Annotated in this window: 12 protein-coding genes; 11 read left to right on the forward strand and 1 reads right to left on the reverse strand. The window is 61.8% G+C overall.

Translation table 11 applies throughout. The features are described from left to right. Window positions 1-7 precede the first annotated feature (7 nt). The 9 genes from AAAX75_RS04975 (at window position 8) to AAAX75_RS05015 (ending at window position 11701) form a co-directional block, all read left to right on the forward strand. A complete protein-coding gene (locus AAAX75_RS04975) occupies window positions 8-862 on the forward strand; it encodes a PRD domain-containing protein (protein ID WP_349091285.1) in 855 nt (284 codons plus the stop codon). 99 nt (window positions 863-961) lie between these two features. After that, window positions 962-2578, forward strand: coding sequence for a PTS transporter subunit EIIC (locus AAAX75_RS04980; RefSeq protein ID WP_349091286.1), 1617 nt, complete (start codon window positions 962-964; stop codon window positions 2576-2578). Between the two features lie 3 nt (window positions 2579-2581). Then, window positions 2582-3964: a 6-phospho-alpha-glucosidase gene (locus AAAX75_RS04985; RefSeq protein WP_349091287.1), complete on the forward strand. Its 1383-nt coding sequence runs from the start codon at window positions 2582-2584 to the stop codon at window positions 3962-3964. Window positions 3965-4220: 256 nt separating this feature from the next. Continuing rightward, window positions 4221-6053 (forward strand): NAD(P)-binding protein, encoded by a 1833-nt coding sequence (locus tag AAAX75_RS04990; RefSeq protein ID WP_349091289.1) that lies wholly within the window; start codon window positions 4221-4223, stop codon window positions 6051-6053. A gap of 50 nt (window positions 6054-6103) precedes the next feature. Next, entirely contained in the window at window positions 6104-7858 is a 1755-nt protein-coding gene (locus AAAX75_RS04995) for a [FeFe] hydrogenase, group A (RefSeq protein WP_349091311.1), read from the forward strand. A gap of 2 nt (window positions 7859-7860) precedes the next feature. Further along, window positions 7861-8919 carry an ABC transporter substrate-binding protein gene (locus AAAX75_RS05000; protein ID WP_349091290.1) on the forward strand — a complete coding sequence of 353 codons (1059 nt, stop codon included), beginning with the start codon at window positions 7861-7863 and terminating at the stop codon, window positions 8917-8919. A 3-nt stretch (window positions 8920-8922) separates the two neighbouring features. Continuing rightward, on the forward strand, window positions 8923-10302 hold the full coding sequence (locus tag AAAX75_RS05005; RefSeq protein WP_349091291.1) for an ATP-binding cassette domain-containing protein: 1380 nt from the start codon (window positions 8923-8925) through the stop codon (window positions 10300-10302). Window positions 10303-10517: 215 nt separating this feature from the next. Next, window positions 10518-10739 carry a hypothetical protein gene (locus AAAX75_RS05010; protein WP_195193203.1) on the forward strand — a complete coding sequence of 74 codons (222 nt, stop codon included), beginning with the start codon at window positions 10518-10520 and terminating at the stop codon, window positions 10737-10739. A 50-nt stretch (window positions 10740-10789) separates the two neighbouring features. Continuing rightward, window positions 10790-11701, forward strand: coding sequence for a type II CAAX endopeptidase family protein (locus AAAX75_RS05015; RefSeq protein WP_349091293.1), 912 nt, complete (start codon window positions 10790-10792; stop codon window positions 11699-11701). Here the strand turns inward: AAAX75_RS05015 and AAAX75_RS05020 are convergent. Then, complete coding sequence (locus tag AAAX75_RS05020) at window positions 11698-13839, reverse strand: YgiQ family radical SAM protein (protein ID WP_347478908.1); 2142 nt, start codon at window positions 13837-13839, stop codon at window positions 11698-11700. The two genes, AAAX75_RS05015 and AAAX75_RS05020, sit on opposite strands and share 4 nt — an antisense overlap. A 253-nt stretch (window positions 13840-14092) precedes the next feature. Here AAAX75_RS05020 and AAAX75_RS05025 point away from each other — a divergent pair, with 253 nt between their 5' ends. After that, window positions 14093-14809, forward strand: a complete 717-nt coding sequence (locus tag AAAX75_RS05025; protein WP_052044066.1) for a YoaK family protein — start codon at window positions 14093-14095, stop codon at window positions 14807-14809. Between the two features lie 164 nt (window positions 14810-14973). Then, complete coding sequence (gene fucO / locus AAAX75_RS05030; protein WP_347478906.1) at window positions 14974-16140, forward strand: lactaldehyde reductase; 1167 nt, start codon at window positions 14974-14976, stop codon at window positions 16138-16140. Window positions 16141-16461 lie beyond the last annotated feature (321 nt).

Genomic DNA, 16461 nt, shown 5'->3' on the forward strand with positions numbered 1-16461 from the left:
GGGTACCGTGGTTATCAAGCGAGTTTTTAACAACAACGTCGCAATGGGCACTTCGGACGATGGCTCCGAGCTCATCTTCATCGGTCGAGGCCTCTGCTTTGGCCGTCATGCCGGCGATGCCATCGACGAGGCGTCGATCGAAAAGACCTACGCGTTGCAGGAGGGAACTTCTCAGGATTCGCGTACGATCGACCGCTTGGCACATCTTTTGGAGTCCATCCCCACCGTCAACCTCGTGATTTCCGAGGACATCGTTCAGATGCTTCGTCGAGAGCTCAATGTCGATATCAATGACAAGATTCTCATTGCTCTCGCAGACCACATCAGCCTTGCTTTGGAGCGTGAGCGCAAGGGCGTCTCCTGTGAGAATCCGTTGCTGCTCGAGATCCAGCAGTTCTATCGCAAGGAGTATGCACTTGCGGGCCGTGCGCTGCAGATTATCAAGGAGTATATGGGCATCCAGATGAGCGAAGAAGAGCAGGGTTTCATTACGCTGCATATCGTCAACGCCACCATGCCGCAACGCTCCGATCGTTTGATTGTTTCGGTCCAGCTTGTTCGCGACGTGCTCGCGATTGTTTCCAAGCGCTATGCCACGACCCTCGACGACACCTCGCTGCCTTATGAACGCTTCGTTCGTCACCTGCAGTTTTTCGCACAGCGAGCGCTCGATCCTACGGCCGGGCAAATCAACGGAGACGCGCTGTTCCGAATCGATGAAACGGCGTATCCGTGTGCATTCTCGTGTGCGGATGCCATAGCCGCCCACTTGTCGTCTACCTATAACGTTGTCGTTACCGATGCCGAGAAGAGTTATCTCGCATATCACATTGTTAACCTGCTTGGAGAACCTGGTCTCTAGGCATAACGTGCCCACACATCGATTGATATAAGGCAAGGCTCACGGTCTTGTCTAGGGCACATCTGTCTTAATTTGCGGAAAAGGAAGGGGAGTACCGCTATGACCGCAAAAAAGAAGTTCAATTTCAAAGCGCCGTTGGAGGTGTTCGCGAAGTCGATCGTTCAGCCGATGATGTATCTCTCGGTTGCCGGCATCCTGCTCATCGTGGGCATCATTCTGACCAACAAGACCATCTGCGCCATGATCCCTGTGCTGGGCTTCGGTCCGTTCCAACTCGTGGGCGCCGTTGTCTATCAGTCGCTGATGTTTATCATCAACAACCTCTCGATTCTGTTCTGCGTGGGCATCGCCGGCGCCATGGCAAAGAAGAACAAGGGCCATGCTTCGCTGATCGCCCTGATGTCGTTCTTCCTGTTCCTGCAGGCTAACAACATCGTGCTCAACGCCACCGGCTCTCTTGCCGATGCGAGCGGCATGCTCGGCCTTACCGGAACCGGCCAGGCCACCGTTATGGGCATCCAGGTGCTCGATACCGGCGTGTTTGGCGGCATCATCCTTGGTTGCATCACCGGTGCCGTGTTCAACAAGTACTCGAACAAGCAGTTCCCCATTGCCCTTTCGATGTTCTCGGGCGTTCGCTTCCCGTTCCTGATTATGATCATCATTTCCTGGATCATGGGCGCTGGCTTCTGCATCGTTTGGCCTCCGGTTCAGGGTGCCATCTCCTCCGTTGCCGGCATCATTAAGGAGTCGGGCAACATCGGTCTGTTTATCTACGGCATGCTCAACAAGCTGCTCGTTCCCACCGGTCTGCACCACCTCATCTACACCCCGTTCCAGTTCTCCGATGTGGGCGGCACCCTGACGCTGGGTGATCAGGTTATCGCCGGTGCCTACCCCATCCGTGTCGCCGAGATGGCAATGACGGGCCAGCCCTTCTCCGATAGCACCTACTTCAACAGCTATACCTTTAACAACCTGTGGCCCTACATCGGTATCGGTCTCGCCTTTATCGTCACCGCTTACAAGGGGAACAAGGATAAGACCAAAGCTGTTATCATCCCGCTGATCATCACCGCCGTGCTCTCCTGCGTGACCGAGCCCATGGACTTCCTCTTTGTCTTTGCCGCTCCCGTGCTCTTTGTCGTTCACTCGGTTCTTTCCGGCATCTTCCTGGTCCTGCTCAAGGTCCTCTCCGTGCCCGCTTCGACTGCAGGCGGCATCATCAACATCGTGGTTTCCAACCTGGTCCTGGGTGTCGACAAGACCAACTGGCCGGTTATGCTGGTGCTCGGAGTCGTCAACGCCGCTCTGTACTTCTTCCTCTTCACCTTCCTCATCAAGAAGCTCAACCTCCACACGCCTGGTCGCGAGGAGGAGTCCGAGCTCGCCGAGTCCGTTGCCGAGGGCGAGGCCGCCGCGTCTGTCGCGGTGAAGCAGGGCGCTGTTGCCGCGGCTCCCGCAGAGGGCGTCGATGCAGGTATTGCCGACCTGGTCGCAGGTCTTGGCGGCAAGGACAACATCGAGGAGCTCGAGAACTGCTTTACGCGTCTCCGCGTGAACGTTAAGAACCCGGACCTCATTGATGAGAACCTCATCAACCACGTGCCCAACAGCGGCATCAACCGCAACGGCAACAATATCCAGATCATCTTTGGCATGAAAGTCGCCGAGATGCGCGACAAGGTCGAAAACGCAATTGAGAAGGAGCAGTAAACAATGATCATTACTCTGTGTGGTGGCGGATCCACCTTTACCCCCGGCATCGTCAAGTCCATCGCTCTGCGCAAGGACGAGCTCGATGTTGACGAGATTCGTCTGTACGACATTAACGAGGAGCGCCAGCGCAAGATCGGCGTGCTCGTGGACTGGATTCTGCATGAGGACCTCGGTCTGGACATCAAGCTCACGGTGACCACCGACAAGGAGACGGCTTTCACCGACGCGAGCTTCGTGTTTGCCCAGATGCGCGTGGGCGGCTATGCCATGCGCGAGCAGGACGAGAAGGTCCCTCTGCGTCACGGCTGCGTGGGTCAGGAGACTTGCGGTTGCGGTGGCCTTGCCTATGGCATGCGCACTATCTTCCCCATGGTCGAGCTGATCGATGACGTTGAGAAGTACGCCAAGAAGGACTACTGGATTCTCAACTACTCCAACCCTGCCGCCATCGTCTCCGAGGGCTGCCGCGTGCTGCGTCCCAACGCTCGCATCATCAACATCTGCGACATGCCGATCGCAATCATCGACGTGGTTTGCGCCGCGCTCGATATCGACAAGAAGGATGTCGAGTACGATTACTTTGGCCTCAACCACTTTGGTTGGTTCACCTCGATCCGCCACAAGGGCGAGGAGGTGCTCCCGCAGCTGCGCGAGTACATCAAGGAGCATGAGATTCTGCTGCCCGATTCCTACCTCAAGGGCATGGGCTCGCTCATGGCAAAGAAGCCCGAGGAGACCGCCGACGAGCATCCCGAGCAGAACCGCCACACTAAGGGCAGCTGGTACTACGTCTGGAAGGGCGAGTACGAGATCATGGAGTGCTTCCCGGAGTACCTGCCCAACACGTATCTGAACTACTACCTGCAGCAGAAGGAGTTCGTCGAGCACTCCAACCCCGAGCGCACCCGTGCTAACGAGGTTGAGGAGACGCGCGAGAAGAACCTCTTCGACGGTATCGATCACTACGAGAAGACGGGCGAGATCGACGAGAGCACGTTCTATGCGGGCAGCCACGGCGACTGGATTGCCGATCTGGCCATCGCTCTGAAGAACGACACCAAGCAGCGCTTCCTGGTCATTTGCGAGAACAAGGGCGCTATCCCCAACATGCCCTACGACGCTATGGTCGAGCTGCCTGCCTACATTGGCAAGAACGGCCCCGAGGTCATCAGCCGCGACAACATTCCTCTGTTCCAGCAGGGCCTCATGATGCAGCAGCTGAATTCCGAGAAGCTCGTGGTCGAGGCTACGATCGAGGGTTCGTACGAGAAGGCGCTCAAGGCCTTTACGCTGAACAAGACCGTGCCGTCGATGAAGGTCGCCAAGGAGGTTCTCGACGACATGATCGAGGCCAACAAGGGTTACTGGCCCGAGCTTAAGTAAAAGCAACAGGGTCGCTGACCGCATACCATGAGCAATGCCCCGTCCACGTGATTGCGTGGGCGGGGCATTGTCATTTGGTAACGCGTTTTATCAAATATGGCATTTATCTGCGGTAATGTTCTATTTCACCGCTGAGGGTCGCATTTTATACCGCCTGCCGAACCGTGTGGAGACCTAACAACTTTTTAGCTCAGTGTTGTGCGTGTAGCAATTTCGCCCGGCCTCGCCTCCGGGCTGCCACATGAGAGGGGATCTTATGGCACGACTGCACGTAATGGAACGCAGCCACGCTCAGGCCGTCATGGACGACCTGCACGATGCGCTCGGACGTCGTCTGGCGGTGAGCTCGCTCGCTCCGTGTCCCGTTGAGTTTACGGCAGCGCTCGTCAACCTGTGCTCCACCCAGAGCTGCGGCAAGTGTACGCCCTGCCGCGTGGGCCTGAGCGCGCTGAGCGATCTGCTCGCCGACGTGCTCGAAGGGCGTGCCGATGAGTCCACGCTCAACCTGATTGAGCGCACGGCCCGCACCATCTATCTTTCGAGCGACTGCGCCATCGGTTACGAGGCCGGCGCCATGGCGCTTACGGCTATCCGCGGTTTTCGCGACGATTTTGAGCACCACATCCGCGAGCACTCCTGCGGCTTTGACCGCGAGGCCCGCGTCCCGTGCGTCTCGGGCTGCCCGGCGCACGTCGACATTCCCGGTTATATTTTGCTGGTCGAGGCCGGCCGCTATTCCGATGCCGTCAAGGTCATCCGCAAGAACAACCCGCTGCCGCTCGTTTGCGGCCTGGTGTGCGAGCATCCCTGCGAGATGCACTGCCGTCGCGGCATGGTCGACGATCCCATGAACATCCTCGCCCTGAAGCGTTTTGCCGTTGAGCACAGCGACCTCAACGATTACAAGCCCAGCGTGGCCGACAACACCGGCAAGCGCATCGCCGTGATTGGCGGCGGCCCGGCTGGCCTTTCCTGCGCCTACTACCTGGCCGTGATGGGCCATAAGGTGACCATCTTTGAGCAGCGTCACCACCTGGGCGGCATGCTTCGCTATGGCATTCCCAGCTACCGTCTGCCACGCGAGCGCCTGCAGGCCGAGATCGACTGGATCTTGAGCGCCGGCATCGACGTGGAACTCGACCACTCCGTCAACGGCGAGGAGCTTGCCCGCCTGCGCGACGAGTTCGATGCCGTCTACCTGGCCATTGGCGCCCACAGCGATAAGAAGCTCGGCCTTCCGGGCGAAGAGGCGCTCGGCGTGGAGTCGGCCGTCAAGATGCTGCGTGCCATCGGCGACGACGAGCTGCCCGACCTAAGCGGCCAGCGCGTGTGCGTCATCGGCGGCGGCAACGTTGCCATGGACGTGGCACGCTCTGCTGTGCGCTGTGGTGCCGAAAAGGTAAGCATCGTCTACCGCCGTCGCATCTGCGACATGACGGCCCAGGACGCCGAGATCGCCGGTGCCCAGGCCGAGGGCTGCGAGGTGCTGGAGCTGACAGCCCCGCTCGCCATCGAGACGGGTGAGGACGGTCGCGTGAACGGCCTGCGCGTGCAGCCGCAGATTATCGGTGAGCCCCGCCGCGGTCGTCCGGCTCCGCGTGCCGCCGCCACGCCCGAGCGCGTCATCCCCTGCGAGCGCGTGTTCGTCGCCATTGGCCAGGACATCGATTCCAAGCCGTTTGAGGAGATGGGCATTGCCTGCAAGTGGGGCTGCATCGTCACCGATTCGGACGGCGCCGTGCCCAACTTTGATGGCCTCTTTAGCGGCGGCGACTGTCAGACCGGCCCCGCCACCGTCATCCGCGCCATCAATGCCGGCCGCGTGGCTTCGGCAAACATCGACCGCTACCTGGGCTTCGACCACAAGATTAAGCTCGACGTGGAGCTGCCGACCGTTCAGTTTAAGGGCAAGCATGAGTGCGGCCGCTGCGAGCTGGGCGAGCGCGAGGCCGGCGAGCGTATTCACGATTGGAATCTGGTCGAGCAGGGTCTCACCGAGCAGGAGGCGCGCCAGGAGGCGAGCCGCTGCCTGCGCTGCGACCACTTTGGCTTTGGCGCGTTCCGCGGAGGGAGGAACCTGGAATGGTAGAGCCCAACAAAACCACCGCCAGCGACAACACCGAAAACGGAGCGCACAATATGGTCAAGCTCACTATCGATAATTGCGAGGTCGTGGTACCCGAGCACACCACGATCCTGGACGCAGCCAAGTCCGTCGGCATTCAGATTCCCACCCTGTGCTATCTGCGCGACCTGAACGAGATCGGCGGCTGCCGCGTGTGCGTGGTCGAGGTTGAGGGCTGCGACCAGCTGGTTGCAGCCTGCAACAACTACGTGCTCGACGGCATGGTGGTGCACACCAACAGCCCCAAGGCCCGCGAGGCCCGTCGCACCAACGTGCAGCTGCTGCTGTCCCAGCACGATTCGCAGTGCACGAGCTGTGTGCGCAGCGGCAACTGCAACCTGCAGACCATCGCCAACGATCTGGGCATTTTCTACCTGCCGTATCAAAAGCACTTGACGGGCGAGGGCTGGGATTTCGATTTTCCCATCATCCGCGAAAACGACAAGTGCATTAAATGCATGCGCTGCATCAAGGTGTGCGAGAGCGTGCAGGGCCTAGGGATTTGGGACCTGACCAACCGCGCCACGCATACCGCCGTGGGTACCCGCGGGCGCGCACCGATCGGCAAGACCGATTGTGTCGCATGCGGCCAGTGCATCACGCATTGCCCAACGGGCGCGCTGCGCGAGCGCGACGACACCGAGACCGTGTTCGATGCTCTCGCCGATCCCGACAAGATCGTGCTGGTGCAGATCGCGCCTGCCGTGCGCAGCGCCTGGGGCGAGGAACTCGGCATCCAGCGCGAGGAGGCCACCGTCGAGCGTCTGGCCTGCGCACTGCGCCGCGTTGGCTTTGAGTACGTGTTCGACACCGATTTCTCGGCCGACCTCACCATTATGGAGGAGGGTTCCGAGCTGCTCGAGCGCCTAGGCGCCGCCGCTAAGGGCGAAGGCGACAGCCGCGGCTGGCCCATGTTTACGAGCTGCTGCCCGGGTTGGGTGCGCTTTGTGAAGGCGCGCTATCCGGAGTTTGTCGACAGCCTGTCCACGTCCAAGTCGCCGCAGCAGATGTTCGGCGCCATCGCCAAGACATATTACGCCAAGGTGCTGGGCGTTGAGCCCGAGCGCTTGTTCGTGGTGTCCGTGATGCCGTGCACGGCCAAGAAGGCCGAGTGTGCGCTGCCGAGCATGGTGGGCGAGGACGGCACGCCCAACGTGGACGTTGCGCTGACGGTGCGCGAGATGGTGCGCATGATCCGCGCGAGCCACGTGAGTGTTGACACGCTGGTCGAGGAGCCGCTCGATACGCCGCTGAGCTTTGGCACGGGCGCGGGTGTGATCTTTGGCGCCACGGGCGGCGTGATGGAGGCCGCCGTGCGCTCGGCCTATTACCTGGTGACGGGCGAGAACCCCGATGCGGACTTCTTTACTGACGTGCGCGGCCTGGACGGCTGGAAGGAAGCCGCGGCCGATATCGAGGGCACCAAAGTGCGCGTCGCCGTGGTGCACGGGCTGGGCAACGCCGCCCGCCTACTCGACGCGATTCGCGACGGTCGTGCGAGCTATGACTTCGTTGAGGTTATGGCGTGCCCCGGCGGCTGCGTCGGTGGCGGCGGTCAGCCCATCCATGACGGCTGCGAGCTGGCGGCCGAGCGTGGTCAGGTACTCTGGGGCCTGGATGCGAACGCCGAGATTCGCTTCTCGCACGAGAATCCCGATGTCCAGGCTTGCTACCGCGAGTTCTTGGGCGAGCCGCTCTCGCCGCTGGCCGAGGAGTTGCTGCATACCGACCATCACGCCTGGTCGATGCCCAACGAGGGGGCGTGCTAGCCATGCGTGTGTTTGATGTTGAGATGTCGCGCCGGGGGTTTGCCTCGGCGCTCGCCGTGGGCGCCCTGTCGCTCGCGCTGGCTGGCTGTGGCGGCGGGTCTGCCGGGGCCGGGTCTGCCGCGGGCTCGGCTGCCGGGTCTGTCGCTGACGGTGCCGCTGCCGAGCCGGTCGAGGTGCACGTCGCCTCGCTCAAGGGGCCGACCTCGATTGGCCTGGTGCAGTTTATGGACCAGGCTGCCGATGGCGAGACGGACAATGAGTTCGACTTTGCGATCAACACTGCCGCCGACGAGATCGCGCCCAAGGTGATTCAGGGCGATATCGACATTGCCTTGGTGCCGGCCAACGTGGCGAGCGTGCTCTACAACAAGACCGAGGGCGCGGTGCAGGTCATCGACATCAACACGCTGGGCGTGCTGAACGTGGTGACGGGTAACGCGAGTGTGGCCTCGTTTGGCGATCTGGCGGGCCATACTGTCTACATGACGGGCAAGGGCACCACGCCGGAGTACGTCATGAGTTACCTGCTGGAGCGCGCGGGCCTGACCGGCCAGGTGGCGCTTGAGTTTAAGAGCGAGCCCACCGAGGTGCTGTCGGCGTTGCTTGCCGATCCGTCTGCCGTGGGCGTGCTGCCCGAGCCGTTCAAGACCGCTGCCATCGCAAAGAGCGAAGGCAAGCTGTCGGCTCCGGTAAGTCTGACCGATGTGTGGGATGAGCTGGCAAGTGACACGGGTTCGCGCCTGCTGACGGGCGTGACCGTGGTGCGCCGTGCCTTTGCCGAGGAGCATCCCGAGGCCGTGGCGGAATTCCTGAGCTGCCATGCTGCGAGCGTTGAGGCCGTGAACGCGGCGCCGGCGGACTGGGCTCAGGCCGTGGTCGATGCGGGTATCGTGGATAACGCCGCGATTGCCGAAAAGGCGATTCCCGGGTGCATGCTCGTGTGCCAGACGGGGAAGGATATGAAGGCGGCGCTCGGTGGATACCTGCAGGTGCTGGCCGATGCGGACGCGAGCGCCGTGGGCGGCAAGCTCCCGGCTGACGATTTCTACTACATGGAGTAGCCCGTGCGTGCGTTTGCTCGACACATGACAGAGCGTATGAAGGCGGTGGCGGCAGCAGGTGCCGTTGCCGCCTTTTGGCTTGCCGTGTGGGTGCTGATGGCGGGTTTCGTGGCGCAGCCGTTGATTTTGCCGGGGCCGGGCGCTGTCGTGGTGGCGTTGCTGCGGCTGGTGTGCGATGTCGGCACGTGGGCGATTCTGGCGGGCTCGGGTGCGCGGATTCTAGGCGGTTTGGCGCTTGCCGCGGTGTGCGGCGGCGTGATGGCGGGAGCCTCGGTGCGGTCGCGGACGTTTGCCCGCCTGGTGGCGCCGGCGCTTTCGTTTGTTAAGGCGACACCGGTTGCCTGCGTGGTGGTCCTGCTGCTCATTTGGTTGGGGTCGGCGCGCGTGAGCATTGCGGCGGTCTTTTTGATGGCGCTGCCGGGCGTATATTTTTCGCTGGTCGAGGGCTTGGCGCAAGTGGATAAGCCGCTGGAGCAGATGTTTCGTCTGCATGGCGTGCGGGGTTGGCGTCTGTTTTGCGCCCACACCTGGCGCGAGGTCCTGCCGTTTGTGCTTTCGTGCGCCCGCGCTGTGATCGGCATGAGCTGGAAGGCCGGCGTGGCGGCGGAGCTGATCGGCATGGCGGTGGGCACCGTGGGTGAGCGCATCTATCAGGCGAAGCTGCTCATCGAGACGGCTGACCTGCTGGCTTGGACCGTGCTAGTCGTGGCGGCATCGTGGGCATGCGAGCGTGTGCTGGTGTGGTTGCTGCGGGCTTCGGGGCCCGCGGCGTGGCGTGCTGCCGTGTGGGCACATGGGCGTGGTACTCGCGGGCGTTCGGGCGACTCTGCTGGCGCCGGCGCTGCTGCGGAGCTTGCGCTCGCGGTGGGCGACCGGGCGCCCTGGGCGCCGGCACTCGACGGACTGGTGCTTCGCGTGCCCGCGGGTGGGCGCGCCTGCGTGATGGGCGCCTCGGGTGTGGGCAAGTCGACGTTGCTCGCGCTGGCGGCGGGGGAGTGCGCACCGTGCTCGATGGTGTTTCAGGATGTGCACCTGGTCGAGGACGTTTCTGCCCTGGATAACGTGCTGGTGTGCGCCGACGCGCACATGGACGCCTCGAGTGCCGCAGCCCTGTTGCGCCTGCTGGTGCCGGGGGTCGATGTGCATGCTCGTGTGGCCGAGCTTTCGGGCGGGCAGCGCCGTCGCGTCGAGATTGCCCGAGCTCTGCTGTGCCCAGGCGACGCGGTGATTCTGGACGAGCCCTTTACCGGTCTAGACATCGCTGCGCGCGACGCATGCGCCGAGGTCGTGCGCGACTTGCTCGACGGCCGCATGCTGTTGCTTGCTACGCACGATGCCGTCGACGCTCAGGCCCTCAATATCTCGGACATCATCACGCTCTAAATACTTACTCAGCAACAAATTGATCCGTTTTTTCTCCGTCCCCATGGGATCGGGTATGGTATTCTATCTGCGGGGTAATACTTAGGAATACCAAGTAATACCAACGCCGTAGAACAAACTCCAGATGCGGGCCAATCGGGTTGCCTTCACAGCCCGTCGCCCAGCCGCGTGGCCCGCATCCATCCGCACCACCGTCGTTTCAAAAAGGAAGCGCCATGGCAGAACACATGACCCCGGTTGTCGCGAAGGTCTTGCCCGAGGAAAAGGCGGCCTTCGCGGCGGCAACCCAGCTCGTGGGCACCACGCCGTCCAACGCCATCCGCATGTTCATCGCCGCCTTCAATCGCTGCGGCACCTTCCCGTTCGACATCTCGCCCAACGGGGCTTTTGGCAAAGACTGTCCCCAGCAACTAGTCGTTAAAGAACGTCCCCAATGACTAGTCGTTGGGGACGTTCTTTAACGACTACCTGTCGGGAGGAGGTTGGCATGCTCAATGCGATGATTTGGGCGCTTGCCTGTTTTGGCGTCGTCGCTGCCGATATTGCCCTGAGCGTCGTTTTGTTCTCCGCCCTTGGCGTCGCATCGGTGTTCATGGGTTTTTCGATCGATGGCCTCGACATTCAATTGCTTCAGGCCGTCGCGCAGACGGCATCGTTTTTGATGGCGCTACTGTGGTGGCGTTATCTGTGGCCGCGTTCGTTTATGGCACGCCGGCAAAGCGAGCATCCGCTCGGCGGGGGAGCGCGTGGGGCGTGGAAACGCATCGCCTGCGTTATCGTGATTGGCTTGGCCCTGCAGGTGGTCGTTGGCTACGTGACCGACGCCGTGCTGTCGCTGTTGCCCGATGCCGCGGCCGACTACAGCGAGCTTGTCGAGGAAACAGGCATGGGCGACACCAGCTATCTCGCCGTCCTGACTACGGTGCTCGGCGCCCCATTTTGTGAGGAGCTGCTGGTGCGCGGCATTATTTTTGAGTTTTCGCTCCGAGCGTTTAATCCGCAGTGCCGCCCACTTTGGAAGCGCCGGCGTCGTGCGAGCGCGCAGGACGGCGCCATGGTGCCCTGGTCGGCCCCGAGTACCTGGGGCATCGCCGCGGCAATCGTGCTGCAGGCGGCGGTCTTCGGCTTTATGCACATGAACTGGGTGCAGGGTTGCTACGCGGGTGCCGCCGGCCTCATCTTTGGTTGGGTGCTCGTGACGACCGGAAAGCTCCGCTACACGATCCTGCTGCACTTTGCCTTTAATGCCGGGTCGTATCTCATGGGGCTGCTGTGGTTTGTGAACACTCCGCTCGACGTGGTGGTCACGGTTGCCATCGCCGGCTTTGTGCTGGTAGGGGCGATGCGCTCGCTGCGCCACGCGTGTGGGATGGACGCAGCGAGCGCGCCGCTGCCCTAGTTGCGACGTCCGCCGCCGTTGGCGCCCTGCCGTCCCTGGGCCGCGCGATTGCGACCGGCAGTGTTCTGTGCGCGCGACATGCCGCCGTGCCCCTTGCTACCCTTGGGCCCCTTGCCGCCGGCGCCGCCATGCGGTTTGCCGCCCTTCTTGCCGGTGCCATGCCCGCCGCCAGCAGACGTCTCGCCCGGGCGCGGGGGCACGGGACGAATCAGGCAATGCTTGGTGTAGCCAATCAGATCGCGGCGGCCGGCTTTTTCCAGCGCCTCGCGCACGAGCTTGTAGTTCTCGGGCTTGCGATACTGGATGAGCGCACGCTGCATGGCCTTCTCGTGCGGGTCGCGCGCCACGTAGATCGGCTCCATGGTGCGCGGGTCCACGCCGGTGTAGTACATGCAGGTCGACATGGTGGACGGCGTGGGGTAGAAGTCCTGCACCTGCTCGGGCATATAGCCCATGTCGCGCACGGCTTCGGCGAGCTCTACGGCTTCCTTCATCGTCGAGCCGGGGTGGCTCGAGATCAGGTATGGCACCACATACTGCTTGAGTCCGTATTCGCGGTTCAGGCGTTCAAATTTACGGCAGAACGCATCGTAGACGGCTCGGCTCGGCTTGCCCATCACGGACAACACCGCGTCGCTCACGTGCTCGGGTGCCACGCGTAGCTGGCCCGAGACATGATGCTCCAGCAGCTCGCGCAAAAACTCGTCCGAGGCGTCGGCCATGGTGTAGTCGAAGCGGATGCCGCTGCGGACGAAGACCTTCTTGACGCCCGGCAGCTGGCGCAGGTCGCGCAACAGCTGCGTGTAGCCGCTCTCGTCGACTACCATGTTCTTGCACACGCTCGGCCACAGGCAGCGCTTGTTCTTGCACACGCCGTGCTTGAGCTGCTTGTCGCAGGCAGGGCGGCTAAAGTTTGCCGTCGGTCCGCCCACGTCGTTGATGTAGCCCTTAAACTCGGGATCGCGCGTGAGCAGCTCGGCCTCGCGCATGATCGAGTCGTGGCTGCGCATCTGCAACACGCGGCCCTGGTGGAAGGTAAGGGCGCAAAACGAGCACTCGCCAAAACAGCCGCGGTTGGAGCTAATGGAAAACTTGATCTCGGCAAAGGCTGGCACGCCGCCCGCCGCGTCGTAGTCGGGATGCCAATCGCGTGCGTAGGGGAGTTCGGCAACCTCGTCCATCTCGTCGGTGGTGAGTGTTGCCGACGGCGGGTTCTGCACCACGTACACGCTGTTGGGATATGGCTCTACCAAGCGATGGCCGGTGATAGGGTCCATATTTTGCTGCTGCACGTTAAAGCTGCGGGCGTAGTTGAGCTTGTCAGCGGCAAGGTCGTCCCAGCTGGGCAGCAGGTCGTAGTCGTAGACCTCGTCGAGCGAACCCGTGCGGTAAACGGTGCCGTTGATATAGGTGATCTGATCGACGGGCAGCCCCGCGTCGAGCGCGTCGGCGATCTCGACAATCGCGTGCTCGCCCATGCCGTAGATGAGGATGTCGGCGCCCGAGTCGAGCAGCACCGAGCGCTTGAGCTTGTCCTGCCAGTAGTCGTAGTGGGCCAGGCGACGCAGGCTTGCCTCGATGCCACCGATAATGATGGGGGCGTCCTTAAACGTCTGGCGGATGAGGTTGCCGTAGACCGTGACGGCTCGGTTGGGACGGCGCCCCTCCTCGCCACCGGGGGTATAGGCGTCGGTGCGGCGGCGGTGCTTGGTCACCGAATAGTGGTTGACCATGGAGTCCATGTTGCCGGCACTGACGAGAAAGCCCAGGCGCGGCTCGCCGAGCACGGTGATGCTGGTGGGGTCGGTCCAGTCGGGTTGGCAGATGATGCCCACTTTGTAGCCGTGCGCGTCGAGGACGCGGCTGATGATGGCCATGCCAAAGCTGGGATGGTCCACATAGGCGTCGCCGCAGATGTAGACAAAGTCGCACTGGTCCCAGCCGCGTGCATCCATGTCGGCTCGACTGACGGGGAGGAATTTATCGCGGCCCGGGCGCCAGGGGCGGGCGGGCGTCGCTTGGGAATGCTTGGTGCGGGCGACCGTGGCCTGCGCCTTGCCGCCGCGCTTTTGCTGCTGGCCCTGTTTGCCCTGCTGACTGCGCTGGTTGTTCTGAGCGTGCTGAGGCTTTTTTGCCACGATCCCTCCCGGTGTCTGTATGCTGCACGTAATTGTAACCAGTCTTTTTGGGACGGGGCTAAAAAGACTGGGGGAGTACATGAGCTGGGGGATCGGCGCGTCGATACGGGGATCGTTTGTTTCCAGACTGTGTATCTGCGCGTTGGAGAACCCGTCTCGCGCGCACGCCATGTTGTCAATGGGTTACAGTATGAACGGCGGTTATGTTTCCGCCAACGCACGAGAGAGTCGTCAACAAGGAGGATGCACGACGATGCAGCGTGCCAAACAGATATCGGAGTCTATTGAGCTGGGCATCATCTTGGCGCTCGCCGGTGGCTTTATGGACGTGTATTCGTACATTGGGCGCGACCATGTTTTCGCCAACGCGCAGACGGGCAACATCCTGCTCGTGGGTGTAAGCATCTCGGAGGGCAACTGGCAGCTGGCGGGACGCTATTTCTTCCCCGTGGTGTCGTTTGCCGTGGGCATTATGCTTGCCGACCTGGTTCACGAGCGGTTCGGCAGCGTGATTCACTGGCGCCAGGTGACGGTGTTTTTTGAAGCCGTCATCTTGCTGGGCGTGAGCTTTATCCCCGGTGGCGGTTACAACCTGCTCGCCAACTGTCTCACTTCGTTTGCCTGCGGTATGCAGGTCGAGAGCTTCCGCAAGATTCACGGTCACGGTATCGCTACGACCATGTGCATCGGCAACTTGCGCAACGCGCTGCAAAACGTGGACGATTACATCATCACCCACAGGCGCGGCTTTTTGGAAAACGGCCTGCTGTACTTTGGCGTGATCTTTATCTTTGTGTTTGGCGCCGTGTTGGGCAACTGGTGTATTGAACGCATGGGCCTGCACGCCATCGTCGTGGCGAGCTTGCTGCTGTTTGTCGCGTTTGCCATCATGTTCATCGACCGCGAGCGCGACTTGCGCTTACGCTGGAAGGTTGCGGCCGAGGCTTGGAAAGAGGGCTGCCGAAAGTAACCGAATGCGGCAAAGGGACTGTCCCTTTGCCGCAGTTTTTTCATCTTCTGTTGAAACGCTTTAACACTTTTGACGTTCTCACGCATTTTTCGTTTCAAAAGCGTTAGGATGGGACTCATAGCGTGGGGCGTAATGGGTGCCCCGCACACGATGGGAGGCTATCAATGGCTAATCGTTTCGTTCTCAACACCATTTCTTATCATGGTTCCGGCGCCATCAAGGAGATCCCCGGCGAGCTCCAGCGTCGCGGTTACAAGAAGATTTTCGTCTGCTCCGATCCCGATCTGGTCAAGTTTGGCGTTACCGCTAAGGTGACCGACGAGCTCGACGCTGCCGGCATCGCTTGGAGCCTCTACTCCGAGATTAAGCCCAACCCCACCATCCAGAACGTCAAGGACGGCGTCGAGGCCTTTAAGGCCGCCGAGGCTGACGCTATCGTGACCATCGGTGGCGGCTCCTCCATGGACACCGCCAAGGCCATCGGCATCATCATCAACAACCCCGAGTTCGCCGATGTCCGCAGCCTCGAGGGCGTTGCTCCCACCAAGAACCATGCCGTGTTCACCATCGCCGTGCCGACGACCGCCGGTACCGCTGCCGAGGTGACCATCAACTACGTCATCACCGACCCCGAGAAGGTCCGCAAGTTCGTGTGCGTCGACACCAACGACGCCCCCGAGGTCGCCGTCGTCGACCCTGACATGATGGCTTCCATGCCCGCCGGCCTGACCGCTTCCACCGGCATGGACGCACTGACCCACGCCATCGAGGGCTACACCACCAAGGGCGCCTGGGAGCTTTCCGACATGTTCCACTTTGAGGCCATTAAGCTGATCAGCGAGAACCTGCGCGACTCCGTCGCCGAGGCCAAGTCCGGCCAGCCCGGCTCCGGCCGTGAGGGCATGGCTCTTGGTCAGTATGTCGCCGGCATGGGCTTCTCCAATGTTGGCCTGGGCATCGACCACGCCATGGCTCACACCCTGTCCGCTCACTACGACACCCCGCACGGCGTCGCTTGCGCCATGCTGCTGCCGATCGCCATGGAGTTCAACAAGCCGGTTTGCGCTGAGCGCCTGGCCAAGGTTGCCGTCGCCATGGGCGTTGACACCACGGGCATGAGCACCGCCGAGGCCGCCGATGCCGCCATCGCCGCCGTTAAGCAGCTCTCTGCCGACGTGAACATCCCACACGTCTGCGAGGCCATGAAGGCTGACGAGATCGAGATCCTGGCCAAGGACGCCATGGCTGACGCCTGCTTCCCGGGCAACCCGCGCGAGGCGACGCTCGACGACGTCATCGAGCTCTTCAAGAAGATCTGCCCGGCTGCCTAACCCAGTTTGGTGGTCCTTCGCCCGTAGGCGTATGGTCTTTTGACTTGCTGCTGGCCCCGCCGTGCTGCGCACGGCGGGGCTTTTTGTGCTGCGTCAATGTCCTGAGACGGGTAAAACCAAAGCATGCTGCCCGCTGCGGATAGGTGGTGCACTTCCCAGCGTGCATTTTTGGGAGTATTCAGCAAGCTCTGAAAAATGCATAACGTTGTGAATGGGCCGTAGTGGCCCGCGGGCGCCCATCGACAGCCCCTGTGGGCGGGCTATCGATGGACGGAGATGGCTGTCGCCGCGTTTTTGGTTTGCGACGGTCTACAACACTGC

Source organism: Collinsella sp. CLA-ER-H7 (genome assembly GCF_040092345.1).
GTDB lineage: Bacteria > Actinomycetota > Coriobacteriia > Coriobacteriales > Coriobacteriaceae > Collinsella.

Coding starts and splice junctions, on each gene's coding strand:
- AAAX75_RS04980 (WP_349091286.1), top strand. CDS start 962: ATGACCGCAAAAAAGAAGTTCAATTTCAAAGCGCCGTTGGAGGTGTTC.
- AAAX75_RS04985 (WP_349091287.1), top strand. CDS start 2,582: ATGATCATTACTCTGTGTGGTGGCGGATCCACCTTTACCCCCGGCATC.
- AAAX75_RS04990 (WP_349091289.1), top strand. CDS start 4,221: ATGGCACGACTGCACGTAATGGAACGCAGCCACGCTCAGGCCGTCATG.
- AAAX75_RS04995 (WP_349091311.1), top strand. CDS start 6,104: ATGGTCAAGCTCACTATCGATAATTGCGAGGTCGTGGTACCCGAGCAC.
- AAAX75_RS05000 (WP_349091290.1), top strand. CDS start 7,861: ATGCGTGTGTTTGATGTTGAGATGTCGCGCCGGGGGTTTGCCTCGGCG.
- AAAX75_RS05010 (WP_195193203.1), top strand. CDS start 10,518: ATGGCAGAACACATGACCCCGGTTGTCGCGAAGGTCTTGCCCGAGGAA.
- AAAX75_RS05015 (WP_349091293.1), top strand. CDS start 10,790: ATGCTCAATGCGATGATTTGGGCGCTTGCCTGTTTTGGCGTCGTCGCT.
- AAAX75_RS05025 (WP_052044066.1), top strand. CDS start 14,093: ATGCAGCGTGCCAAACAGATATCGGAGTCTATTGAGCTGGGCATCATC.
- fucO (WP_347478906.1), top strand. CDS start 14,974: ATGGCTAATCGTTTCGTTCTCAACACCATTTCTTATCATGGTTCCGGC.